The organism is Emcibacteraceae bacterium, assembly GCA_041396985.1.
Lineage (GTDB): Bacteria > Pseudomonadota > Alphaproteobacteria > Sphingomonadales > Emcibacteraceae > Pseudemcibacter.
Map to the genome: position 1 here is coordinate 287,282 of JAWKXO010000005.1, position 25,508 is coordinate 312,789.

At 45.8% G+C, this 25,508-nt stretch carries 25 protein-coding genes; 20 read left to right on the forward strand and 5 right to left on the reverse strand.

All coding sequences use genetic code 11. The features are described 5' to 3' along the window. Nucleotides 1-15 precede the first annotated feature (15 nt). The 6 genes from R3D86_14145 to R3D86_14170 all read left to right on the forward strand — a co-directional run bounded on the left by R3D86_14145 (nt 16) and on the right by R3D86_14170 (nt 8,038). On the forward strand, nt 16-2,394 hold the full coding sequence (locus R3D86_14145; GenBank protein MEZ5759358.1) for a TonB-dependent receptor: 2,379 nt from the start codon (nt 16-18) through the stop codon (nt 2,392-2,394). A 185-nt stretch (nt 2,395-2,579) separates the two neighbouring features. After that, nucleotides 2,580-3,173, forward strand: a complete 594-nt coding sequence (locus tag R3D86_14150) for a TetR/AcrR family transcriptional regulator (GenBank protein MEZ5759359.1) — start codon at nt 2,580-2,582, stop codon at nt 3,171-3,173. A 42-nt stretch (nt 3,174-3,215) separates the two neighbouring features. Next, the gene (locus R3D86_14155) at nt 3,216-4,307 is read left to right on the forward strand and encodes an HlyD family secretion protein (protein ID MEZ5759360.1); all 1,092 of its coding nucleotides are present in this window, start codon (nt 3,216-3,218) and stop codon (nt 4,305-4,307) included. Between the two features lie 38 nt (nt 4,308-4,345). Continuing rightward, nucleotides 4,346-5,860, forward strand: a complete 1,515-nt coding sequence (locus R3D86_14160) for a DHA2 family efflux MFS transporter permease subunit (GenBank protein MEZ5759361.1) — start codon at nt 4,346-4,348, stop codon at nt 5,858-5,860. Between the two features lie 102 nt (nt 5,861-5,962). Beyond that, a complete protein-coding gene (purB, locus tag R3D86_14165) occupies nt 5,963-7,258 on the forward strand; it encodes an adenylosuccinate lyase (GenBank protein ID MEZ5759362.1) in 1,296 nt (431 codons plus the stop codon). Nucleotides 7,259-7,408: 150 nt separating this feature from the next. Further along, nucleotides 7,409-8,038, forward strand: coding sequence for a hypothetical protein (locus R3D86_14170; protein MEZ5759363.1), 630 nt, complete (start codon nt 7,409-7,411; stop codon nt 8,036-8,038). Between the two features lie 24 nt (nt 8,039-8,062). Here the strand turns inward: R3D86_14170 and R3D86_14175 are convergent, their stop codons facing one another. Continuing rightward, nucleotides 8,063-8,389 (reverse strand): DUF1476 domain-containing protein, encoded by a 327-nt coding sequence (locus R3D86_14175; GenBank protein MEZ5759364.1) that lies wholly within the window; start codon nt 8,387-8,389, stop codon nt 8,063-8,065. A gap of 198 nt (nt 8,390-8,587) precedes the next feature. Between R3D86_14175 and R3D86_14180 the strand changes: the two genes are divergently transcribed. The 7 genes from R3D86_14180 (at nt 8,588) to R3D86_14210 (ending at nt 15,560) form a co-directional block, all read left to right on the forward strand. Then, complete coding sequence (locus R3D86_14180) at nt 8,588-9,328, forward strand: phosphoribosylaminoimidazolesuccinocarboxamide synthase (GenBank protein MEZ5759365.1); 741 nt, start codon at nt 8,588-8,590, stop codon at nt 9,326-9,328. A gap of 20 nt (nt 9,329-9,348) precedes the next feature. Then, on the forward strand, nt 9,349-9,588 hold the full coding sequence (gene purS / locus R3D86_14185; protein ID MEZ5759366.1) for a phosphoribosylformylglycinamidine synthase subunit PurS: 240 nt from the start codon (nt 9,349-9,351) through the stop codon (nt 9,586-9,588). A gap of 20 nt (nt 9,589-9,608) precedes the next feature. Continuing rightward, entirely contained in the window at nt 9,609-10,298 is a 690-nt protein-coding gene (gene purQ, locus R3D86_14190) for a phosphoribosylformylglycinamidine synthase subunit PurQ (protein ID MEZ5759367.1), read from the forward strand. A gap of 32 nt (nt 10,299-10,330) precedes the next feature. Next, nucleotides 10,331-12,553, forward strand: a complete 2,223-nt coding sequence (gene purL, locus R3D86_14195; protein ID MEZ5759368.1) for a phosphoribosylformylglycinamidine synthase subunit PurL — start codon at nt 10,331-10,333, stop codon at nt 12,551-12,553. A 23-nt stretch (nt 12,554-12,576) separates the two neighbouring features. Beyond that, a complete protein-coding gene (locus R3D86_14200) occupies nt 12,577-12,810 on the forward strand; it encodes a BolA/IbaG family iron-sulfur metabolism protein (protein MEZ5759369.1) in 234 nt (77 codons plus the stop codon). Nucleotides 12,811-12,828: 18 nt separating this feature from the next. Continuing rightward, the gene (grxD, locus tag R3D86_14205; protein MEZ5759370.1) at nt 12,829-13,161 is read left to right on the forward strand and encodes a Grx4 family monothiol glutaredoxin; all 333 of its coding nucleotides are present in this window, start codon (nt 12,829-12,831) and stop codon (nt 13,159-13,161) included. A gap of 293 nt (nt 13,162-13,454) precedes the next feature. Continuing rightward, a complete protein-coding gene (locus tag R3D86_14210) occupies nt 13,455-15,560 on the forward strand; it encodes a methyl-accepting chemotaxis protein (GenBank protein MEZ5759371.1) in 2,106 nt (701 codons plus the stop codon). Nucleotides 15,561-15,649: 89 nt separating this feature from the next. Here the strand turns inward: R3D86_14210 and R3D86_14215 are convergent, their stop codons facing one another. Beyond that, complete coding sequence (locus R3D86_14215) at nt 15,650-15,823, reverse strand: YqaE/Pmp3 family membrane protein (GenBank protein MEZ5759372.1); 174 nt, start codon at nt 15,821-15,823, stop codon at nt 15,650-15,652. 218 nt (nt 15,824-16,041) lie between these two features. Between R3D86_14215 and R3D86_14220 the strand changes: the two genes are divergently transcribed. Both R3D86_14220 and R3D86_14225 read left to right on the forward strand, forming a co-directional pair. Further along, on the forward strand, nt 16,042-17,355 hold the full coding sequence (locus R3D86_14220; GenBank protein ID MEZ5759373.1) for a M20 family metallo-hydrolase: 1,314 nt from the start codon (nt 16,042-16,044) through the stop codon (nt 17,353-17,355). Further along, nucleotides 17,348-19,561, forward strand: a complete 2,214-nt coding sequence (locus R3D86_14225) for an outer membrane beta-barrel protein (GenBank protein MEZ5759374.1) — start codon at nt 17,348-17,350, stop codon at nt 19,559-19,561. The genes R3D86_14220 and R3D86_14225 overlap by 8 nt, the downstream gene beginning before the upstream one ends. A 93-nt stretch (nt 19,562-19,654) precedes the next feature. Here R3D86_14225 and R3D86_14230 read toward each other — a convergent pair whose 3' ends face one another. Continuing rightward, the gene (locus tag R3D86_14230; GenBank protein MEZ5759375.1) at nt 19,655-20,224 is read right to left on the reverse strand and encodes a hypothetical protein; all 570 of its coding nucleotides are present in this window, start codon (nt 20,222-20,224) and stop codon (nt 19,655-19,657) included. Nucleotides 20,225-20,446: 222 nt separating this feature from the next. Here R3D86_14230 and R3D86_14235 point away from each other — a divergent pair, with 222 nt between their 5' ends. From R3D86_14235 to R3D86_14245, 3 genes are all read left to right on the forward strand, one after another. Next, a complete protein-coding gene (locus R3D86_14235; GenBank protein MEZ5759376.1) occupies nt 20,447-21,487 on the forward strand; it encodes a hypothetical protein in 1,041 nt (346 codons plus the stop codon). A 27-nt stretch (nt 21,488-21,514) separates the two neighbouring features. Then, nucleotides 21,515-21,868 (forward strand): DUF1428 domain-containing protein, encoded by a 354-nt coding sequence (locus tag R3D86_14240; protein ID MEZ5759377.1) that lies wholly within the window; start codon nt 21,515-21,517, stop codon nt 21,866-21,868. 123 nt (nt 21,869-21,991) lie between these two features. Continuing rightward, the gene (locus tag R3D86_14245) at nt 21,992-22,528 is read left to right on the forward strand and encodes a putative 2OG-Fe(II) oxygenase (protein MEZ5759378.1); all 537 of its coding nucleotides are present in this window, start codon (nt 21,992-21,994) and stop codon (nt 22,526-22,528) included. Nucleotides 22,529-22,555: 27 nt separating this feature from the next. Here R3D86_14245 and R3D86_14250 read toward each other — a convergent pair whose 3' ends face one another. After that, complete coding sequence (locus R3D86_14250; protein ID MEZ5759379.1) at nt 22,556-23,005, reverse strand: carboxypeptidase regulatory-like domain-containing protein; 450 nt, start codon at nt 23,003-23,005, stop codon at nt 22,556-22,558. 267 nt (nt 23,006-23,272) lie between these two features. On the opposite strand from R3D86_14250, the gene R3D86_14255 reads away from it, so the two are divergent. Together R3D86_14255 and R3D86_14260 are read left to right on the forward strand one after the other, a co-directional pair. Next, complete coding sequence (locus R3D86_14255) at nt 23,273-24,208, forward strand: DUF3034 family protein (GenBank protein ID MEZ5759380.1); 936 nt, start codon at nt 23,273-23,275, stop codon at nt 24,206-24,208. Between the two features lies 1 nt (nt 24,209). Further along, on the forward strand, nt 24,210-24,629 hold the full coding sequence (locus R3D86_14260) for a group 1 truncated hemoglobin (protein ID MEZ5759381.1): 420 nt from the start codon (nt 24,210-24,212) through the stop codon (nt 24,627-24,629). A gap of 3 nt (nt 24,630-24,632) precedes the next feature. On the opposite strand, the gene R3D86_14265 is transcribed toward R3D86_14260, so the two are convergent. Next, on the reverse strand, nt 24,633-25,502 hold the full coding sequence (locus R3D86_14265; protein MEZ5759382.1) for a serine protease: 870 nt from the start codon (nt 25,500-25,502) through the stop codon (nt 24,633-24,635). Between the last annotated feature and the right edge of the window lie 6 nt (nt 25,503-25,508).

Sequence of the window (25,508 nt, forward strand, 5' to 3'; positions counted from 1 at the left end):
TATTCGGAGGATGATATGACCATTAAAATCAGAAATATAAGTATATTAGCGAGCGTTTCAGCGATTGCTCTCACGAGTACATTTGCCATAATTCCGGCAAGTCATGCCCAACAGACAAATGCATCATCTGGTCAGGAAGATACAGTAGTCGTTACCGGCAGACGTATGTCCAGTGCAGCTGAAGCCGTTGGCGAAGGTCAAGCTAGTAATACAATTTCCGTAACACGTGAAGCACTGCTTTCAGCACCATCCGGTATCTCAGGATTAAAGGCACTTGAAGGGCTACCTGGCTTTAACGTTCAAACCGACGGTGCGTTGGGACTTTATGAATTCGGTAACTCGGTAACTGTTCGCGCCTTTAATTTTCAGCAGGTTGGGTTTGTTCTGGATGGCATCCCCATGGGCCGTCCAGACGCCTTTGGTGGCAGCCCGATATTCCGATATGTTGATAACGAAAATCTTCAACAGGTTCGCGCCTCACCTGGCGCCGGTAATGTTGTCCTTCCCTCAGCAACATCCCTAGGTCCACTTGTCGAATATATTACGACTGAACCATCAGAAGAATTTCACGCTATTATGTCTATGACAATAGGCGATGAAAATTTAAGACGTAGTTTCGTAAAGCTCGAAACAGGTGACATGGATGGGTTCAGAGGTTATGTAAGCCGCTCAAAAACAGATAGCAAACTGTGGCGAGGACCCGGAACAATTGACCGGGAACATATTGAGGCAAAAGCCAGATATGATGTCGATGAAAATACCTATGTCAGTGTTCAGATGGTCTATAACGACTTTTTTGATTATGACTCACCGTCCGTAACTCGGGCACAATATGAAAGCCCGACTGGCGCAGGAGCCGGACGCGCAGGGACCGGAAGAAATATTTCCTATTTAGGGACAGTTCCGGACTTTGGTGTCGGTAGCTCAGTACAGTTTCAGGACAGCAATTATACAGGTTACTATATTGACCGGGTCAATGTGCGTGAAGATTTACTCTTCGGCCTGACCATTGCCACTGATATTACCGAATATCTGGATGTAAAGGCCACAGGTTATTATGAAGACAAAGACGGATATGGTGTTTCACCAGACAGTTACTCAAATACCCTGACACAATATAATGAACAGGTTGCCGCTGGCGTTCCTGCTGCCTTTAACCTGCCCCTCGTCATGCCCAAAGGCGTTCAGTATGGACTGTCATCTGTTGGTGGCGATAGAAAGGGAGCAACTTTCGGTTTTGCCTATCACATTGAGAATCATAAAATCGAAGTCGGTGGATGGTTTGAAAATGAAACCTATAACCGTACCCAGTTACGTCTTAACAAAGAAGGTGGTAACCCGGCCGGTGCATTGCTTGAAGATGAAGTTGCTTATTACCGGCGAAACTACACCAGTGAAAGGGATTTTCTTCAATATTATGTCAAAGACACCATTAAACTGGCTGATGAAAGGTTGACCCTCGAAGTGGGTGTTAAAGGCTTGCAACTTGACTATAAATTAACAGGTTTCCGTGATTACGATGACTATTCACGTGTTGTGGGTGGTGTTCCTGTCATCGGCTATGGCCCACAGTCAATTTCCCAGTCTTTCAATGATGGTTTCCTTCCGATGATCGGGGCCGTTTTTGAAATTACTGATACAGAACAAATGTTTGCATCCTTCTCGCAGAATTTCTCAATTCCAAGAGGCGCCGATGATTTATTCTCTAACGTGACGCCACCTGATATAACTGGTGAAAGATCAACAAACTATGAGCTTGGCATCAGAACCAATCGCCCAACTTATAATGCCGCACTGGCTTTTTACTATATTGATTTCGATGACCGGATTGAAACAGCCGGGCGTGAAGTCGCCGGACAGCCGGGTCTTATTGAATCGGTTGCGCAAAATGTAGGAAGTGTGGAAGCCTACGGTATTGAATTTACCGGAAACTGGAAACCCGAGTTTTTCAATGACTATGCTTATATCACAGCCAACCTTACTCATAACGTTGCAACCTTCAAGGATGACTTTGCTGTTGGTTCCGGCCCGTTATTGGGTCTTCCGGGCAAACAGCTGGCCGATAGTCCAAAATGGTTGGCGACCATCGGCCTGACAATTGAACCTACCGACTGGATTGTTGCCAATATCAGTGCAAGATATACAGGGAAACGGTATGCCGATTTCATCAATACGCAGGAAATGGAAGCCTATACTGTTGTCGACAGTTATATTGAATTCGGTAGCGGCGTTGAGGAAATAGGGCCACTTAAAAATCTTAAAGTCCGGGTAAACGTTACAAATATATTTGATAAGGATACCCTGTCATTTACATTTGGCACCATTAACGGCACAGCGTCCTACCGTCCGTTATCGCCCCGTACTTTCCAGGTGACACTGGGCGCTGAATTTTAAAAGACTGACAACTGGGAAATTTTAGATATCCGGGATAAGGCTATTCAGCCTTATCCCTTTTTCTTTCGGGCCAAAATCCGCTTCATAAAATATAACTTTACTTAACGGTAAAGTTAAGCTATATAATCCGTTAAATCTGAACGACTCCGGATATTCCGTGCCGGAACATTGCTAAAGAAAAATTGATGGGTAAAAAAATCACAAAGACAGGTGAAAAAATTATTTTTGCCGCCATGGATTGCTACCGTGAATTCGGGGTTCAGGGCTCGTCTATGGATATTATTGCCGAAAAGGCGAAGACCACAAAACCGACCCTTTATTCGCATTTCGGCTCAAAGGACAAATTGTTTGATGAGGTGTTTGAATATATCCGCATCAATAAATTCAGCAATTTCAAACTGAAATATGTAAGTGATACATGCATTATAGATCAGCTGGTTGAACATTTTCTTCAAATAATGGACCAGTCCGTCAGCCGGGAAATGCTTGAACTTTACCGTTCACTGATGATTGAGACAATCCGTCGCGGCGAGGAAATCTCCATGGAAGGCTATTCAACCACCGAAAACCAGCTGCAAAAATGGATTGAGGACGCGGTTGATGCCGGCGTGCTTGTTGTTGCGGATCCGGAGGCGACAGCCTGTAATCTGCTCGGCATTTTCAGGGGACGCTTTATCTGGCCAATGCTGCTTGGCATTAAACGTTTCCCGAAAAACACCCGTAAAGACTTACTTGAAAAATCATTAAAGAGTTTTATAACGCCGCTGCTTGCGAAATAGGCAGCAGTCATAAAAAATAAATTCCAAGGAATGGAAAAAACTATGTCAGAAACAAATAAAGATGAAGATCCGGCCGAAAATGGCAAAAAATGGAAAAAAGACGGCAAGTCCAAAAAAGGAAAATTCCTGATCCTGATCAGCGTCCCCACGGTGCTGATTGCTGCCGGCGCATGGTTTTATCTGCAAAGTGACCGTTATATTTCGACCGAAAATGCCTATATCAAGGCCGATACCACCTCGATCAGTACCGAGGTAACGGGTCGCGTCACCGATGTGGAAGTCCGTGACAATGAACCGGTCAGGAAAGGCCAGCTTCTGCTTTCCATTGATCCGGAACCATATGAAATTGCGGTTGAAAGCGCAAAAGCACGACTGAATTCTACAGTGGTGGAAATTGAAAGCCTGCGCTCAGATTATCTGAAAACCCTGTCCGAACTGGCGGTTGAAGAAGAAAATGTCCGCTTCCGCAAAGGGGAAAATGACCGCTATCAAAGCCTGATCGGCAAACAGGTCATATCCCAGGAAAAATTGAACCAGGTCGAATATGATTATAACAAAGCCCTGCGCGAGCGGGATTCTGCCAAACGCGAAGTCGAAGTGATAAGATCAAAACTTGGCGGCGACCCGGATATGGATATTACCGAGCATCCAAGCTACAAACAGGCAAAAGCAGACCTGGACAGACGTGAACTTGATCTGTCCCGCGTAAAAATATTTGCCCCCATTGATGGTATTGCCGCCAATATGTCGCTGGATATGGGTGAATATATCATAGCCGGTATGCCACTTTTTACCATTGTTGAGCAGCATGGTCAGTGGATTGAAGCCAATTTCAAGGAAACAGACCTGACCCATATGGAGACAGGTCAGCTGGCCGAGGTTGAGGTAGATGCCTACCCCGGTGTCAAATGGCAGGCGCGTGTGATAAGCATCACACCGGCGACAGGGGCGGAATTTTCAATCCTGCCGGCCCAGAACAGCTCCGGCAACTGGGTTAAAGTTGTCCAGCGGATCATGGTCAAATTTGAAATTCTCGATACACAGAATAAACCACGGCTTCTTTCCGGCATGAGCACCGTTATCACCGTTGATACCGGAAAAACCCGCCTTGACCGCATGATGGAAAAAAGCTGAAATAATTAATGAAACCAATTTATTAAAAGATAAAATTAATGTCAGATGTGAAGACACATTCAATCGTTCCCAATAAAGCCATGCTGACCGGCTCAGTCATGCTGGCAACGATTATTCAGGTGCTGGACACCACCATTGCCAATGTGGCGCTGCCGCATATGCAGGGCAGTCTTTCCGCGACCCAGGATCAGATCACCTGGGTGCTGACATCCTATATTGTGGCGACCGCCATTATGACCCTCCCCACCGGCTGGATCGCCGGGAGGATCGGTAAAAAAGAACTTTTTCTGATCTCCGTAACCGGCTTTACCATTTCATCCGTATTATGCGGCATTGCCACATCCATTGATGAAATGGTTCTCTTTCGTGTGATACAGGGGGCAAGCGGTGCTGCCCTGATCCCGCTGTCGCAATCGGTCCTTTTGGATATTAATCCCCGTGAAAAACATGGCTCCGCCATGGCGATCTGGGGAGTTGGTGTGATGGTCGGCCCAATCATCGGCCCTACCCTTGGGGGGTATCTCACCGAATATTATGACTGGCGCTATGTGTTTTTCATCAATCTGCCGCTGGGGATAATCTGCTTGCTCGGCATTTCAAAATTTATGCCTGAATCCGAAAGAAGCGACCGGCCGTTTGATGCCTTCGGCTTTATGATGCTGGCGCTGACCATTGCCTCCATTCAGCTGATGCTGGACCGCGGTCAGCAGGAAGACTGGTTTAATTCCTATGAAATTATCGCCTATACCGGGGCAACAGTTGCATTTTTCTGGATGTATATCATTCATTCTCGTTACGCCAAAAACCCGTTTTATCATGTGGAAATGTTCCGGGACAGAAATTATGTGACCGCCTCCTGCTTTATCTTCATTGTCGGCATTATCCTGTTGGCAACGCTGGCCCTGCTGCCGCCGTTCCTTCAGAACCAGATGGGCTATTCGGTCATGAGCATCGGTGTGCTGATGGCACCGCGCGGCGTTGGCACCATGTTTGGCATGATGATTGCCGGACGGCTCACCCAAAAAGTGGACCCGCGTAAGCTCGTGCTGATCGGCATGACGCTGATGGCATATTCCCTTTATGAAATGAGCGAATTTACAACCTTTGTGCCAGAGCAGTTCATCATCACCACCGGCATCACCCAGGGCCTCGGCCTTGGTCTTGTTTTTGTGCCCTTAAGCACCATTACATTTTCGACCCTTGACCCGAAATACCGGACCGAAGCCTCAAGCCTTTTTAACCTGCTTAGGAATATGGGCAGCAGTATCGGGGTTTCCATCGCTGTCACCCTGCTGGGACAAAGCATCCAGACCAACCATTCGTATCTGGCGGAAAATATCACCGATACCACAAGTCGCCTGCCCGCTTACCTTATGCCTCAGGGGATCGAAGCGAGCTCTGCGATTTTTCGCCTGCTTGACGGGGTCATTAATAATCAGGCCATCACCATCGGCTATATCAATGACTTTTATCTGATGATGTGGGTGGTGATCTGCGCCATGCCGCTGGTGCTGCTCCTCAGCAACCCGCTCAAGCTTAATCAGGCAAAATAATAAGGGGGGAATTTTGGGCGATTAAAACTTGCCCCGCCCCCTCGCCCGTGCTAAAGCCTGTGCCAGAGCATTAATGATCAATTTTAGTTTGGGAAATTCACCATGATTCCACGGTATTCGCGCGAAATAATGACCACAATTTGGGAACCGAAAACAAGATTCCAAATCTGGTTCGAGATTGAGGCCCACGCCTGTGACGCCCTCGCCGAACTTGGTGTGATCCCTAAGGAAAGTGCGAAAATCATCTGGGAAAAGGGCAATTTTGATATTGACCGCATTGATGAAATTGAACGCGAAGTAAAGCATGATGTGATCGCTTTCCTGACCTCCCTCGCTGAATATATCGGCCCTGAAGCCCGCTTTGTCCATCAGGGCATGACCTCGTCCGATGTGCTGGATACCTGCCTGAATGTTCAGCTGGTCCGCGCCGCCGATATATTGATTGATGATATTGAAAAGCTTCTTACCGTCGTTAAGCGTCGCGCCTATGAGCATAAAATGGATGTCTGCATCGGCCGCAGCCACGGCATCCATGCGGAACCCGTCACTTTCGGCCTTAAAATGGCGGAAGCCTACGCTGAATTTGACAGGAATTTGCAGCGCCTTAAAAATGCCCGCGAGGAAATCGCCACCTGCGCCATTTCCGGTGCCGTCGGCACCTTTGCCAATATTGACCCGCGGGTTGAGGAACATGTGGCCAAAGCCATGGGGCTTAAAGCTGAACCCGTTTCGACACAGGTGATCCCACGTGACCGCCATGCCATGTTCTTCTGCACGCTTGGTGTGGTCGCCAGCTCGATCGAACGACTGGCTGTTGAAATTCGCCACCTGCAACGGACGGAAGTATTGGAAGCGGAGGAATTTTTCTCAAAAGGGCAAAAGGGCTCCTCCGCCATGCCCCATAAACGTAACCCGATCCTGACTGAAAACCTGACCGGGCTTGCTCGTCTGGTGCGTGGTATGGCTATTCCGGCCATGGAAAATGTCGCCCTCTGGCACGAACGGGATATTTCTCATTCATCGGTTGAACGGATGATCGGCCCCGACGCCACCGTGACCCTTGATTTCGCCCTTGCCCGCTTGACCGGTGTGATGGATAAACTGGTGGTTTACCCTGAGAACATGATTAAGAACATGGACAAGCTCGGCGGCCTTCATAATTCGCAGCGGGTCCTGCTCGCCCTGACCCAGGCCGGTGTCAGCCGCGAAGATGCTTACCGCCTTGTGCAGCGAAACGCCATGAAGGTATGGGAACACGGCGCCAACTTCGCGGACGAGCTTAAAGCCGACCCCGAAGTCTCCGCCAAATTATCCGATGCCGAAATTGATGATAAATTCGATCTTGGCTACCATACCAAACATGTGGATACGATATTCAAAAGGGTGTTTGGGGAGTAATGAAATGTTAGTTAGACTTTAACTAATTATCATATATTGACTAATTGCATATCTTTTTTATTCTAAAAACTATAAATTTCTAACTACAATACAACTAATAGTTCATTTTTAATATCGACTGTACTTATAAGAAAGTATAAGATATAGACTATGTTAAAAATACTTAAAAATTTCGTGAAAAAGCTAAAAGAAAATGTAGGATTGGCTACTTTTCTATATACTATACTGGCTCCAATAGTTAGTTTTTTATCAGCATATTTCGCTTCGACTTCTCCATGGTTAGATAAATATGGGAATATCGCCTGGATTGCTGCTGCATTAATTTCAGCATTAATAATAACTCTAATTTTCTTGATTTTAGTTAAAATTTTCGAATTGATTTCGAAAGTTCAGCTAAATTATGCAATCTCTATAAAATCTCACAAAATTAATCCATTAGAAGATCAATTTTCTAAAAAAGTAATTGATTTGATTGATTTTGAAAGTCCTGGAGATTTACTTTATAAAGGAAAACACTTTAAAGAATGCCAATTTAGAGGTCCAGGTTATATTTTTTTTGGAACTGGATGTAACGTACAATATAATACATTTTTCGCGACTGGTGACTTCATTGTTATAGATGAGGGAACCGACATCCGTCCTGTAATAGCCTTTCAAGATAGTAGTTTTTATAAATGTGAATTTTATAGAATTGGGTTAATGGGGCCAAAACAAATAAAAGAAAAGTTTTTAGGGCAATCTGAACAAAAAAAGCCGCCTGAAGAAGTTCAGACGGCTTGAATTTTTTTTGGCTAAATTTTTGGCTTATTTAACTTCGGCTTTTACCTGTGCGATGGCGGTGACCATCAGGTCGTCCATCTGGCGGCGGATCTGGTGTTCGGACTGCTCGACGCCGGCTTCGGCGAGATCGCCTTTCACTTTGCGGTAAACATCGTCATCACCGGCTTCATCAAAATCGCTTTCAATCACTTCACGGGCATAGGCGTCAATCGCTTCGCCGGAAAAACCCATAAGACCGGCAGCCCACTGACCCAGCAGTTTATTGCGGCGGGCCGTTGCCTTAAATTCAATTTCCTTATCATGCGAAAACTTATTTTCCGCGGCTTTTTCCCGATCATTAAACTGTGTCATGGGTTATTGCTCCTTAAATTTTGCAAATTTACTGTTCATACAGTGTGACTGTTTACGTTATTTTATCATCTATTTCCACGTTTTTCATATAATATGAAAAAAAATATTTTAAAGCCTCGAGTGTCATTGTTTTTGTGGGGCATATAAGCTAAATTGGCCTCGCTTGATTCTGCTACTTTTAATTGCCCAGGGACCATCATGTCAGACAAAGAAAAGCTCTACGAAGGCAAGGCTAAAATTCTTTATAAAGGAAGCCGGCCGAACACCATCATTCAATATTTCAAGGATGATGCCACCGCGTTTAATAATGTAAAAAAAGGCACCATTGCCGGTAAGGGGATCATCAATAACAAGATCACCGAACTTGTCATGACCCGGCTTGGCCAGATCGGCATTGCCACCCATTTTATTGAGCGCCTTTCCGACCGCGAACAGCTTTGCCACGCGGTTCAGATTATCCCGCTCGAGGTGATCGTGCGAAACACTGTCGCCGGCACCATGGCAAAAAAATTCGGTATTGAGGAAGGCACCCGCCTTTCCCGCCCGATCATCGAATTTTCACTGAAAGATGATGACCTTGGTGACCCGCTTATTCCGGAAAATCATATTCTGGCGCTTGAAATTGCCACCGACGAGGAACTGATTGAAATTCTGGAAGCAACCGCAAAAATCAATGACTTCCTGCGCGGGCTTTTTGCCGGTATCGGGCTGGAACTGATTGATTTTAAACTGGAATATGGCCGCTTTAATGGTGAGGACGGCGAACAGTATCTGGTGCTTGCCGATGAATTTAGCCCGGACAACTGCCGCCTTTGGGATTTTGAAACCCGCGAAAAAATGGATAAGGACCGTTTCCGCCGTGATCTTGGCGGTGAAGTGGAAGCCTATCAGGAAGTGGCCCGCCGTCTTGGCATTTCGCTTGAAACTGAAGATAAATAATTTAAACAAAGGAACAGACCTTGAAAGCACGTGTACATATTACCTTAAAAAATGGCGTTCTCGACCCGCAGGGCAAAGCGATCCAGCATGCGCTGGAAGCGCTCGGCTTCAGCGGCGTTGATGATGTAAGACAGGGAAAATATATCGAGCTGGACCTGGCCGAAACCGACCGCACGAAGGCAGAAGCCAATGTTGAGGAAATGTGTAAAAAGCTTCTTTCCAACATGGTTATTGAAAATTACACCATCGATATCGATTAATCCTTTAAGGGGACAAAAAAATGAAATCAGCTGTTGTTACCTTCCCTGCTTCCAACTGTGACCGGGATATGTTTGACGCGCTTGAAAAAATTACCGGGAAAAGGCCACATCAGATCTGGCATCAGGACACTGAAATTCCCGATGTTGACCTGATCGCCCTGCCGGGCGGTTTTTCATTTGGGGATTATCTGCGCTGTGGTGCCATGGCGGCACGCTCCCCGGCGATCAAGGGCATCATGGCCCATGCTGAACGCGGCGGCAATGTCATCGGTATCTGCAACGGTTTTCAGGTGCTGACTGAAATGGGGCTATTGCCCGGGGCGCTGATGCGCAACAGATCGCTTAAATTTGTCTGTAAAACCGTGCAGCTGAAAGTCGAAAATTCGGACACAAACTTCACTAACGCTTATAAATCCGGACAGGTGATTGATATTCCCGTTGCCCATCATGACGGCAATTATTTTGCGGATACTGATACCTTAAGCGAGCTTGAGGGCGAAGGACGGATCGCTTTCCGCTATGTCGATAAATCAGGAAGCGCAACGGAAGCCGCAAACCCCAACGGATCGCAGCATAATATTGCCGGGATTATCAATAAGCGCGGCAATATTCTTGGCATGATGCCGCATCCCGAAAGACTGATCGAAGATGCTCAAGGCGGCAAGGACGGCCGCGGCTTTTTTGAAAGCATCATCAACAGATTAAATTAATTCCCTTCCGGGCATTTAAGGACGAAATAAGTATGACTGACATAAAATGGAACAATAACCCGGAAATCACCGATGAACTGGTTAAGGAACATGGGCTGACCGCTGACGAGCGGGCGCTGATGGTCAAAATCCTGGGCCGGACACCGACGCTCACCGAGCTTGGGATTTTTTCGGTGATGTGGAGCGAACATTGTTCCTATAAATCATCAAAACTGCATCTTAAAACCCTGCCGACCAAGGCCCCATGGGTTATCCATGGTCCCGGTGAAAATGCCGGTGTGATTGATATCGGCGATAATCAGGCCGCCATTTTTAAAATGGAAAGCCATAACCACCCCTCCTATATCGAACCATATCAGGGTGCGGCAACCGGGGTTGGTGGCATTCTGCGTGATGTGTTTACCATGGGCGCGCGCCCCATTGCCAATATGAATGCGCTTCGCTTTGGTCGCCCTGATCATCCGAAAATGCGGCATTTGCTTAGCGGTGTGGTCGAGGGGATCGGCGGTTACGGCAACTGCGTCGGCGTGCCGACCGTGGGCGGTGAAACCAATTTCCATCCATCCTATGACGGCAATATCCTTGTTAATGCCATGGCCGTGGGCCTAGCCGATCAGGATAAAATATTCCTCTCCGCTGCGGCCGGGGTCGGAAACCCGGTAATTTATGTCGGCTCAAAAACCGGACGGGATGGTATCCACGGTGCCACCATGGCCTCCGCCGAATTTACCGAGGACAGCGAAGAAAAACGCCCGACCGTACAGGTCGGTGATCCCTTTACCGAAAAACTGCTGATTGAAGCCTGTCTTGAGCTGATGTCAACCGACATGGTTGTCGCCATTCAGGATATGGGCGCGGCGGGTCTTACGTCATCTTCTGTTGAAATGGCGTCCGGCGGCGGGGTTGGTTTTACCCTGAACCTTGATAATGTGCCACAGCGCGAGCAAGGCATGACCCCCTACGAAATGATGCTGTCCGAAAGCCAGGAACGCATGCTTGTGGTCCTTAAACCAGACCGCGTGGCAGAGGCAGAAGCCATTTTCCGCAAATGGGATCTTGATTTTGCCGTGATCGGCCATATTACCGATACGGGCAACCTGACCCTGATGTTTAAAGGTGAAGTGGTCGCCGATATCCCGACCCAGCCATTGGCCGACAACAGCCCGGAATATGATCGTCCGTGGGTGAAAAAACAGCCGCCCGCCAAAATTGACGCAAATGACGTTGCCGCGCCAAATGATATAGGGGCCGCGCTTCTTAAAATGGTCGGAAGCGCCAATCTTTCCAGCCGGGAATGGATCTGGCAGCAATATGACCATCAGGTGATGGCGGATACGATTCAGCTTCCCGGCGGCGATGCTGCCGTGGTGCGTGTTCACGGCACCAAAAAAGCACTGGCCATTTCCACCGACTGTACCCCGCGTTATTGTTATGCCGATCCGTTCGAGGGCGGTAAACAGGCCGTTGCCGAAACATGGCGCAATGTCACCGCTGTTGGTGCCCAGCCGATGGCGATTACCGACTGTCTTAATTTCGGCAATCCGGAACGCCCCGATATTATGGGGCAGTTTGTCGGTGCCATCGACGGCCTTCGTGAAGCCTGCACAGTGCTTGATTACCCGGTGATCAGCGGCAACGTATCGCTTTATAACGAAACCAACGGCACCGGCATTCACCCGACCCCGGCCATTGGCGGCGTCGGCCTGCTGAAAGACTATTCAAAAATGGTTACCATCGCCCCAAAAAATGATGGGGATCATATCCTGCTGGTCGGGGAAAGCCATGGCCATATCGGCTGCACACAGTATCTTGATATTATTGAAGGCCGCGAAGAAGGCGCGCCGCCGCCGGTTGACCTTAAACTAGAACGGAAAAATGGTGACTTTGTCCGTGGTCAGATCCAAAATGGTAATGTCACCGCCTGCCATGATATTTCCGATGGCGGACTGTTCATTGCTTTAGCCGAAATGGCGATGGCCTCCGGCCGCGGCATGGATATTAAACTGAATAACGGTGATATCCCGCTACACGCATACGGCTTTGGCGAGGATCAGGCAAGATACATTCTTTCCGTCCCGTCGGATAAGGCGGACGCCATTATGACAGCGGCCAATAACACCACCGTCCATGTCGAAAAAATCGGTACCGTCGGCGGTAATGCTCTTGATGTTGAAAATGGCTTTACTATATCTATAAATGAATTGCTTGACGCCCATACATCATGGATGCCAAACTATATGTCAAACGAAGTTTAGGGAAGTTTTTAGGAGAATATTACATGGCCCTGTCAGCCCGTGAAATTGAAAAAATGATATTGGAAATATTACCGGGGGCAACTGTCGAGGTACAGGATATGCGCGGGGACGGCAGCCAGTTCGCCGCCCATGTGATCTCTGAACAATTCGTTGGCAAAAACAGGGTACAACAACATCAATTGGTCTATAAGGCCCTTGAAGGAAAAATCGGCGGAGAACTGCATGCATTATCATTGCAGACATCCGCACCAAAATAATTATCAGGAATTAAGAAAATGACAAATCCAGTATTCGACCGCATCAAAAATGATGTAAACGCGCATGACATCGTCCTTTATATGAAAGGCGACCGTATGTTCCCGCAGTGCGGCTTCTCTGCCACTGTGGTAGAGATCCTCAATTATTTCAATGTGGATTATCAGACCCACAATGTGCTTCAGGACGAAAGCCTGCGAAACGGTATTAAGGAATTTTCAGACTGGCCGACCATCCCCCAGCTTTATGTGAAGGGTGAATTTATCGGCGGTTGCGACATTGTCCGCGAAATGGCCGCCAATGGCGAACTCGTCGCCCATTTCGAGGCCGTCGGTATCGAGCCGAAAGACTAAGATTTTTTATAAATATTCAAATTCAAAAGGCGCTAGGGTTAGCGCCTTTTTTTATTAAATGACGCAGTACACAATATCTCGTGCATCGTTTTATTCTTAAATTAGAATAATCTTAAACATGTTAAATTATTAGAATATATTTCCTAAATACATGCATTTTTCGTTATAATATTACATTTTTAAAGAGATTTTAGAAAAACCCTAAAACGCATTCTTTTATTAATATTTTGTTAAGTATTATGACCTACTGAGTGCCAGATTTTATCAATAACAAGGGTCAATCAGGTAGTTCAATGAATATAATTTCAGTTTTTAATAACTTTCGCGTTTCAACAAAAATCTGGTCACTGGTCGGACTGGCGATTTCAGGATTTATCATCATTCTGGTGACAAATATTGTCTCCAATAACTATGAGGAAATTTCACGCAATGAAGCCAGAAAAGGCACATCGCTTGAGCTCATCCAATCCCATATAGAAGCAAGTTCACTTATGGTCAGACGGCGGGAAAAGGATTTCTTCCTGCGTCTTGAAACACAGTATGTCGATAAATACAATCAGGATATGTCAACGACGATTGACTGGCTGAACCAGGCTGCTGAAGTAACCGATCAGACAAAAGTCATTGATGCCGTACTGACATTAAAAGATATTCTGGAACGCCACCGTGCCCAGTTTAAAAAAGTGTCCGGCTTATGGCAGGAAATCGGTCTGACAACCCAGGACGGCTTATATGCCGTCATGCAGGAAAATGTTCATGCACTTGAAGAACAGCTGGCAACCCTTAAGAATGATGCCTTAACCGTCAAAATGCTGATGATGCGACGCCATGAAAAAGATTTTATTTTGCGCGTTGAAACCAAAGACGCGGACGGCAATCTGTCCAATGGTCCAAAATATGTGGCCAGTATGCTCGAGCGTCAGAATGAATTTAAGCAGATCCTCAGCAAAGCTAAAATTCCGGCAGCTGTTAAAGCCGAACTGGTGGAAAAATTAAATACCTATCTGGATGCCTTTGATCAATATACGACAAAACGCATGCAACTGGTTAAGGAAACAGCCTTACTATCAAATATTTACGCTGAGTCTGATGCACCGTTTGAAATATTGAAAGTAAGCGCCACTGAGATCAGCAAAGCCGCAAATGATAGCTACGAAAATGTACAGATGCTGGCAGAAATCACCATTTATTCGGTCATCGGATTTTTTGGCCTGTTCTGTTCTGTTGTGGCATTCCTGACCATCAGAACCACCGTTAAGCCTATCGTTGCGCTTGAATCTTCTTTGAAATTAATCTCGGGCGGGGATTATGAAAGTGACGTTCCCGGTACCGCCCAAAAAGACGAGCTGGGATCAATGGCGCGTGTTATTGCCGATCTGCGGGACAGCGCCAAAGAAAGGGTTATCCTGGAAGAAAAAGCACGTCAGGATGCCGAAGAAAAAGCAGAGCAGGAAAAACAGCGCCTGATAAAAGAACAGGAAGAAATCCGCCAAAAAGCCGCCCTCGAAAAAGAGGCGATGGAAAAACGCGAAGCGCAAAATCAGGAAGTTGAAAAACTGATCTCAACATTTGACAATAATATTCAGGAAACACTGTTGAAATTACGGGCCTCATCAACACAGATGCGCAGTACGGCCGGAGAAATGGTCGAAGTCGCCGACAGCACCGGCACACAGGCATCTTCTGTGAGTGATGCTTCTGAAAAAATGCAGGAAAATGTTGCAACAATGGCTTCCGCCATTGAGGAATTCTCAGCATCTATCAGGGAAGCAAACCAGCAGATCCAGTCCGCCACAAGGCTCTCCGAAGGGGCCGTTAAGGCAACGGAAGCGGGAACAGAGTCCATTGAAAAACTGTCGCACGCTTCCAAAACAATCGAGAATGTCGTTAATCTTATTAATGATATTGCCGAACAGACCAATCTTCTGGCGCTGAATGCGACAATTGAATCTGCGCGGGCGGGCGAAGCCGGCAAAGGATTTGCCGTGGTGGCCAATGAGGTTAAATCGCTTGCCACACAAACGGCAACCGCAACAGAAGACATCAAAAAGCATATTGAAGAAATGCAGTCAATGTCTTCCGGTGCCGTGAATTCCATAAGTGCCATTAAAGAAGCCATAACCAACCTTAATGATGTTATGCTTGGTATTTCTGCGGCGATTGAAGAACAGGAAGCGGCAACCAGCGAAATCAGTCGCAATGTTCAATATACGGCTGATGGCACCAGACAGGTAAATGAAAAAATTAAACAGGTTTCCGTCAATGCCGATATGGCCGGGTCTGCGTCCAATGACGTGATGGGTGCGGCATCAGAACTTGAAAATATTTCGGAAATAATTGCAGCCAATGTCGAAGGGTTCTTGAACGAAGTAAAAAATATACAGAAAAGAGCTTCGTAATAAAATTAAACCTGCTTTATGGGCAGAGAAAATAAAGCCCACAACCAGAAATAAAAAGGCGCTAGGATTAGCGCCTTTTTTATTGGAACTTATATGGATTTTTTATCGCTAAGGGCAAGCCAGAGCGCATGAACCACAGCCGGAAAAAAGAAAAGCAGCACGAGAATTATATTCAAAAACAATGCCCCGCTAAATCCGCGCATGATAAAGACAGCTACTGGCGGCAGGAATATGCACAACAGAATGATGACAAGTTTGCTCATTTGATCTCACCTATATTTTTTAAATGATCAGAGGACTATTTCCCCTTCTCTATAAATTTAATAATTTATCATGCCACTAGGCAAGCACTATTTTACCGTCATACCAATGATGGGGACTACCCGACATATAGACTAAAGACCAATATCTTTTATAGTTATTTCATTTTATTCTTGGGATACTGCCAGAATTCCGGGGAAATATAATGATAGGGAGGTGGATGATGGTGAAGTCACGGCTTATAGGATTAGCATCACTTATAATTTTTAATGTATCCGCCTTTTGCTTAACGGCGGCGGAGCTACCAAAGGCAAGCGCAGAGCGGCTCGAAAAACGCATTATTGACTTAAGCCAATATGGACGAAATGCCGATGGCGGCGTCGACCGGGTTGCCTTTTCCGATGCCAATGTTGAAGGGCATAAATTTATGGTATCGCTGATGAAGGCATCGGGGCTTGATGTGTCTGTTGACCCAGCCGGGAACATCATCGGTAAGCGCGCGGGTAAAAACCCGGCTTTGGCCCCTATTCTGTTTGGTTCCCACATTGACAGTGTCCCGGGCGGCGGCAATTATGACGGTGATGTCGGTGTAATGGCCGCGCTTGAGGTTATGGACCTTCTGAATTCCGCAAATATTGTAACCGATCACCCGCTTGAAATGCTGGTTTTCACCGCCGAGGAAAGCAGCATGATCGGCAGCCGTTCATTTAGCGGGGACCTGCCGGAGCGAACCATTAAAGAATTCACAACCCCCGGCACTATGCGTACTGACGGACTTGACCGTCTCGGCGGGGATCATACCAAATTACAGCAAGCAAAACGAAAAACACCAATTCACGCCTTTGTCGAACTTCATATTGAACAGGGCGGTATTCTGGAATCCAAAAAGCTGAATATCGGCATTGTTGAAGGCATCGTCGGCATCAGCACCTGGCCAATAACAGTTGATGGCTTTGCCAACCATGCGGGAACCACGCCGATGCCGGGACGGCGCGATGCCCTTGTCGCCGCCTCAAAACTGATTGTTGCTATTAACGATATTGCCACCAATATGGAAGGGCGGCAGGTCGCCACCGTAGGGGTTATTAAAGCATTCCCCGGTGCATCGAATGTAATTCCCGGCCGGGTCGAATTTTCGCTTCAGATCCGGGATCTTGATGCGGCTAAGATCCAGCATTTGTATGAAGTGATCCAGGAGGCGGCAATACCGATTGAAAAGGAAATGGGCGTAACTGTCAGCTTCGGCCCGTCCGGCACCCCAACCCCTGCCCTGACTGATCCGGCCGTGCGCAATATTATTGAACAATCGGCAAAGGATCTGGGCCTAAGCTATCAGCATATGCAGTCAGGGGCCGGGCATGATGCGGAACATATGGCGGAAATTACCCCGACGGGGATGATATTTGTGCCAAGCCGCGGCGGCATCAGCCATTCACCGAATGAATATACCTCGCCCGAGGATATGGCCAACGGGGCCAATGTGCTTTTACACACAATTTTAAAGCTGGATCAGACAAAATTTGCGGATGAATAACAGGATTTTCGCGGCGCTTGTCGTCACGACCGCACTTTGCGGCTGGGTTCCTTTGGCCTATTCAGATGAGGAACCGGTCACTGACAGTGCAATTGTTATTTATGACAAGGCCTATTTTGAAACTTTTTCGCCGGTTACCCTGCTTGATATGCTAAAAGCAGTGCCGGGCGTCCCTGAAATCCTTAATGCCAATGAAGAACAGATCAGGCAGGCGCGCAGAAGCGGTGGTGCCGCGCAGCGCGGTTTTGGCTCTGGCGGCGATCAGATTCTGATGGACGGCAAACGTCTTGCCGGTAAATCAAATAATATCACTGATACCCTGACACGTTTTTCAGCATCACAGGTCGATCATATTGAACTGATCCGCGGGGCGGTAAGTGGACTTGACGTACAAAGTCAGGGACTGGTCGTCAATATTGTTATGGCAGAAAGTGGTTCAACATCCACCACCTTCTGGCAGGTCAGAGGAGAATATACCGAATATAATAAATTTTACCCTGAATTTCTGGTTTCCCACAGCGGGTCATTGGACAAGTTGGATTATACCTTTAGTTACGAACGAAAAAACAAGGATACCCATCTCGATATTGATGAGGAGTTTTTTGACCCGCAGGATAATTACAAAGCCTTGCAGATTGTTAAGAGCGGCACGCGGAATTTCGCCCATTCCTTTAACAGTAACCTGGCTTACGAATTTGAGGATGGCGGCCGGTTGCGCTTAAACGGCCTTTTTGAACCCGGCGGTCAGGACGGTCTGGAAACCCGGGACAAAACCAGCGATACATTACGGCCACTCGCCTGGGTGACCACAAGGGACAGTGACAAATGGGAAATTGGCGGTGATTATACGCGCCCCCTTGGCATGCTTGGCAATTTAAAATCATTATTCGTCATTAACCGAAATGCCGAAGATTATCTGGTTGACCGGTTTAAGGGGTCGGGTACAGAAAAATACGAATATACAAAGGACGACACTTCCCTTGACCAGCGGGAAAAAATATTCCGCGGCTCGATCAGTAAAGATATTACAAAAGAACAAAATCTGGAACTTGGTGGTGAAGCGGCCTTTAACAAATTCAACAAAACCTTTGACAGCTTTACCCGATCAAGCGCCGCCAGCAGTTATATGCTTTCAACCAGTGATAATGTAAAAATCAAAGAAAACCGTTACGAAATCTTTGCCGTTCACAGTTTTAATATTTCACCAGAAATGGTTCTGCAAAGCTCACTCACAACTGAATTTTCAAAAATTGTTGCCGATAATATTCTGGTTGGCGGCGCTATTGACCGGCGGGATACCAGCTTTACCTATCTTAAGCCGCGCTTTAATTTCCGCTATGACGTGACAAACCTTGATCAGATCCGTCTACTGGTTGAAAAAAAGGTAAGCCAGCTTGATTTTAATAATTTTGTCACCCGCTTTGATCAGATGGAACAGATTTTCAAACCAGGAAACACAAAAATCCGCCCTGAGCAGACCTGGGATTTTTCATTTACCTATGAGCACCGTCTGCCTGATGATGGCGGCTCACTGGAAGCGGAAATTTTCTACCGAAAATATACCGATCATATTTCGGCCGTTGATTTCACAAACTATGTTGATTTTAATCATAATCCCATTACGGCAGATGAATTTTTCACGCTTCCGCCTGATACGGCTTTACGTGATTATGTCGGGGATACCGGTGAGGGATATTCCGCAAAACAGGGTAATATTCCTAAAGCCAGATCATTCGGTGCCAAGATAAAATCAAATCTGCGTCTTGGCTTTATCGGCCTGCCCAATGCCACTTTCAGCGTTAATTACACAGTCGAAAAACGAAAAACCACAGACCAGTTTACCGGGCTTGAACGCAGCTTCCACCTTCTGCCGGATCAGACATGGGCCGTTAATTTCCGCCACGATATACCGGACTATCAGTTTACCTATGGTCTGGAACTCACATCCCGAAGTGATTACAAACGATATTATATCAATTATTTCTGGCCGAACAGCCCGGCGGCCAGTTACAAGGTTTTTGCTGAAAAAACCGTGTTTAATGATTATAAAATCCGTCTTGAAGCAGAAGGCTTAAGGCATTCGCGCGGAACATCCACCGTCTTTTATTATTATGACCATATCCGTTTTGATGATCTCTATGAACGAAAGGTCCAGCACTGGAAACGGCTGACCCAGCTACGCTTTTCCATTCAGGGCACTTTTTAAGAAGGAACCTTTGCCATCCGGGCATATGACAATTCCATTAACCTTCTTTTTTAAAAATAATAAACACTCAATACCAGCCAATTCTGAAATGCACTATGTAGCCGCTTCAAATACGGCTTTTTCCCGTAACCAGGCTATAATACCGCATGGGATGGTCGCTAGAGCAAGCCCAAACAATATAGAAAAGATAAGTGCCAAAAAATACTTTCCCCCGGTATGGCTTTGGTCAACATAATAAATGCCAAATATAATCCCAATAACGAAATAAATGACCTTTGGATACATCATTTTTTTGAAGCCATTGTATCTAAAAGTTTGGTTTGTGGTATGGTTCTCGACCTGGAACCAGAGATTGTCTCCCAATCGCCAAAGAGTCAGTTTATGCCCTTCCCGACATCCCACAACCAAATCTACGAGTTCAATTGCATGTTCCGCCCCGTTATCTTCCCTCAAATAAATTGTCTGGTACCGTGTCGTTTTGGATTCAATTTTTCCCTGAACAGGGGCGGTTGTACCATAAGTTGAATTGGTTCCTCCGCCATAAATTTTCCCACTGACTTCCGTTTCACTACGGGTATTCTCGCTGAGAACGGTTCCGGAAAGCTTGTATATGGCAAAGCTATAAAATAATTTCTTTCCTTCGTGAATTTTTTGAATAGACATCTGATCACTTCCTATATTGTTGATGTAACATTTAGAGTAACGAATACATTAAATCTGTAATAACTAATTAGGAACTATCTGTAACAACATTGCACTTTATGGTTTAAAGTGTCAACTTTCATTACGATAGATTTTGCAAATGCAATTTTGAATGAAAGTGGGTATAGTTTTGCAGAAAGAGGCAATATTAAATCTGCCCTTAATAAATTTAAAAGGTGATCCATGAAACAATTGGCCGTTTTTAAAAATCCTGCATTGTTTATGAAACTGCTGTTTTTTGTGATGGCCGCCAGCTTAATTTTTGTAACAACCGCCTGTTCGCAGGCAGAAAATAAGGATACGAAGGCGCAGCTTAACACGGATTATCACGTTCATATTCAGTCACCGGAAATGGGTACAATTCTCGCCGGTTACTGCGGTAAAATGCTAGAGTGCGACCCTGAAACGCTCTCCCGCGGCTCAAGCGCAGATGATCTGCTACTTCACTTAAAAAATTCCCGCATCAACCGGGTTGTTATCATGTCCACGGCTTATCAGGCCGCTATGCCCGAATTTAATCTTTCCGCTAATCAGCAGAAACAGCTGACCCGGCGGGAAAATGACTATATTGCCGGTCAGATTTCACAGTCCGAAAAGCTGCTTGGTTTTTTTAGCGTAAATCCCCTTTCCTCCTTTGCTGTAGAAGAAAGTCAGTATTGGATAAAAAGGGGTGAGCTTTCCGGCTTAAAACTGCATTTTGCCAATTCAGCTGTTGATCTTCATAACCCGGAACATATTGAAAAAATACAAGAATTACTGGACGCCGTTGATAACGACAGAATGACAATTCTGATCCACTTAAGAACAAGAAATCCTGACTATGGCCCCAGTGAAGCAGAAATATTTTTTAAGAACCTGATGCCGCATATTAAAAATGCCCGTGTGATCATTGCTCATGCCGGGGGCTGGGGTGGCTATGATGATGCCACACATGCGACATTGCAAAAATTTATTGAAATCATTAATAATAATAGGCAGATCAGCGACAGAATATATTTAGGGGTCGGCGCCATCATAATGCCGTCCCTGGCGGATGACAGAAAAACATTATTTGTAAAAACGTTTCGTACCCTAAATATTAAAAACTGGCTGTTTGGCAGTGACTGGTTCCCCGGAAGCAACGAAATCGGCTATGATCTTTATTTGGCAGAATTAAAAAAAGCCGGGTTGACCGATGCCGAAATTACAGAATTGATCGGCAATAGACTGCCATTTGTTCAATAATGAGTTTTTTGAAAACTGGAGGGTTATATGAAATATATTGATGGATTTTTAATTCCTGTGCCTAATGACCGTAAGGGTGACTATCTTGCCCTTGCTGAAAAGATTGCCGAAATTTATATAAAGCGCGGCGCTCTTTCCATTCATGAATGCTGGGGCAATGATGTCCCGGATGGAAAACTGACTTCCATGACCAAGGCCGTCTTGAAGGAAGAAGGTGAGACAGTTGTCTTTTCATGGGTCGTATGGCCGGATAAGGAAACCCGTGATAGGATACATAATCAAATTGTCGAAGATATGCATAACGAAATGGCCGATACCCCCATACCGTTTGACGGAAAACGGATGATTTTCGGCGGCTTTGATATGATACTGGATAAGTAGATTAACCATCGGAAATTTTCCTTAACTTTCATTTTCCATCTGGTAATTGCAAAGTACAAGGCCATAAGATAGAGTGGTCGGCAGCTTATAGAAGCATAAAGATAAAAATAAGGAATGATATAAATGGATGCTGTTTCTTTCCGGCTTTTCCCGGTCATGGTTCATAAAGTGAAGACAAAAGGGTGGGAAAATTACAAAAGCTATTTAATGGACATGATTGATAATGAACAAAGACCGGAATATCGTCCGTCCGAAGGCTTTTATACCGATTATGGCCGCCCGCAGCCATGGCGCGAAAAAATCTGGAGCGAATTTCTTGAACCGCAGGTAAGGGAATTTATGGATTTAACCGGCACCAAGTTACAGGATATCTGGGCCCAGCAATATATTAATCTTGCCGATCATTCGGCCCACCAGCATCAGCCCGTTGGCTATAGCCTTGTTTTTTATGCCTCATATGACCCGGAGGTTCACACGGCCACCATGCTGTTCCGCCCCTATCTTGACCCCAATGATGTGATGAATACGAACGCGCTTTATACCCCCCAGGTCGAAGAAACCGATATCCTTATTTTTCCGTCATGGCTGCTCCATCAGGCCCCGCCCAGCAAAAGCATGGTGCCCAGAACCATTATAGCCTTCAATGTGGAACCAAAATAGTTAAGCCGGCTCATCCGATTATAATAGTTATCTTTCTTTTAATGTGCGGGTTGCTTTTAAATTAAGTGAAAATTCAATGGCTTTATTTTCACCCGGTATAATGGTGATTTCACGGTCATATGTTTCCGGTTTTTCACTTAGATCAGGATGCCAAACCGAAACCTTGTAAGTTCCCGGTTCGATGCCTGTTAATTCTGATTTTCCGGTATCATCGGTTTTGACAAAATTATCAGTTTCCAGCACATAAATATAGCCAAGCATATTATCATGAATATTACAGCCAAGAGTAATAACACCGGGCTTATCAAAATTGACAACCACCTGATCCTCGCCGCCATAAAGCTGGACTTCAAATCTCTTTGCTTTTGAAAAAGAATAAATCATATGTCTGAAATTATCTTTATTAGGAAAATCAACGCTGCTTCCTAGTCTTATTGGAAGAACATGAGGAACAAATTCCTGCCCCTGCTGAACCATAACCGGTTTTTCAATAGCCTTCGGTTGGGTATTTTTTGATTTATCGTCTGAGTAAAAACTTACTACAGCATTACTGACTGGTCCCCCGGTTTTGTCCAGAATATTAATTCAAACTGTTTCTGAAAAGGCATTAACAGGCAAAATTAATAAAAGCAAAAGGAAAAATTTTTTCATATTATTCTCTGGTTTAGAATTATTTAAGGTCTTTAAATTAAAAGACAACCTAGGGGGTAATGCTTAATTTAAGTTTAACCAAAGGATTAAAAATTGTTTTTTAAATTTGTTCGTAATCCTGCTGATGTTTTACATGTAGGGGGGTTAAGACTAGCAGCACTATTACCAAAAATTCCAATCTTCGTTTTAATAATATCATTTCAATACCAACCGGCAACAGCTGATAGTTTATTTAATCAAGGCAAGCTTATTGCAACAGGTGGCGTAACACAGGTAGAAGGAACTGGCGGTTCCGGCCTAACCAATTGGGCTTTGATTACAGGCTACGGAACTGATAAGGGTATTGGGGTTAATGCTCATCATACTGTCACATTGTTAAATGATTTTACTTTTAACTCATCGGGTATTGCAGTTGGTCTTTATGACCGTGTTGAACTCAGTTATTCGCATCAGTGGTTTGATACCCGTGATGCTGGCGCAAGGCTGGGGATCGGTGAAAGCTTCACATTTGATCAGGATATAATCGGCGCAAAAATACGCCTTTTCGGCAATGCCGTTTATGATCAGGATAGTTTGATACCACAAATTTCTGTTGGGGCAAATTATAAGAGAAACGGTGATCAGGCCCTTGTTCGTGCACTAGGAGCAAGAAATGATGAAAGTTATGATCTTTATATTTCTGCAACGAAAATAATTCTGGACCAAAGCCTTATTTTAAATGCTACGGCAAGATATACAGAAGCAAACCAGTTTGGCTTATTGGGTTATGGCAGTTTAACATCCGGTCATACACTTCAGACGGAAGTCTCCCTTAGCTATCTATTTACGCCAAACATTGTCGCAGGTGTTGATTTCAGATCAAAGCCCGATAATCTCGCCTTTGCCAAAGAACAGGACGCAATGGCAGCTTATCTGGCTTATTTTTTCAACAAAAACCTATCCGTTACAGTAGCTGGAGTTGATCTTGGCGAAATTGCGCTTCAAGGAAGACAGAGAGGCTTTTATCTATCATTACAGGCAGGGTTCTAAAATGAAAAATCTAAAAATTATACTTATTACAGTAATTTGCTCATGTTTCGCGAGCAGCGTACAGGCGCAAACCTTATATGATAACATTGGCGGCAAGGAAACAATTCATAAAATCATGGCCAGAACATTGGCTTTATCACTGGACGATAAACGCATTGCTCATACTCTGGAAAAGAGCGATATTGCAAGACTTACCCAACTGCTTACAGATCAGACGTGCGAGCTAACCGGCGGACCCTGTAAATATGATGGGCTGGATATGAAAAAAGCTCATGTGGGACTTGGGCTTACCACGGCTCATTTTAATGCACTTGTTGAACATCTTCAGCAGGCAATGAGCGAAGCCAATATTTCAAACCGAACCCAAAATAAATTATTGGCATTGATGGCCCCGATGCACCGTGATGTGGTTGAAAAATAATTGTTAATCCATACGGCAGATAATCTGGGCAACGGTCAGGCTATCCCTTAGCTCACTGCCCACAGTGGCAAAGTCCCCGGGGTTTAGTTTGCTGATATCGACAGGGTTTTCCTCCCCCGGGACGCTTACCCGGTTTTGAATAAGCAGCTCATTAATATGATTGGGCAGCGATGAAAAGGACCGTCCCCGTCTGATTGACCCCGCCACATGAATACCGACCACCTTGCCGCTTTTATTTAAAATCGGCCCGCCACTAATGCCACCAAGGCTTTCATCACTGTCGGGTACCCTGATTTTTTCGGCCCAGACATAAACCGTTTCCTTATAGCTTTCCGCCCCCACCGTTTTCATGGTGCGCCGGCCGATCAGTTTTGAATAAACTTCACCGGGTTCCCCGCGCGGAAACCCAAAATGAAAGCCGTCCTGGTTATAATCCGGCGCACTGACATCAACCCCAAGCGCGGCATAGCCGCCATCGGTCTGGATTATGCTGACATCGGCCTGATCATGCTCAACCAATGCCTTAACCGCCAGTGGCCGTTTAAACGGGCGCGCCAGCATAAGCCGGTCGCAATTATGGGTGACATGACGGGCCGTCACCCAAAGCCCCCGATCATCAATGGAAAAAGCCGTGCCGCTATATTGGGCACGGCGCATACGCGGTTCTTCCTCAATCACCAGTTCGGCGTCCCTCCCGTTGCCCGGGCCGATTTTCCCGACCCCTTCCGGTTTAATGGGGCTAAGCGGCGGGTAGGACGGTTCTTTTTTTACGATAACCGGGCGCTGCGGTGCGTTTTCCGGGTCTTTTGAAAGCTCCCCGATAATGACCACAATTGCCAGAATAATAAATGCCGTTTTTGCCGAAATAGTCATATGCCG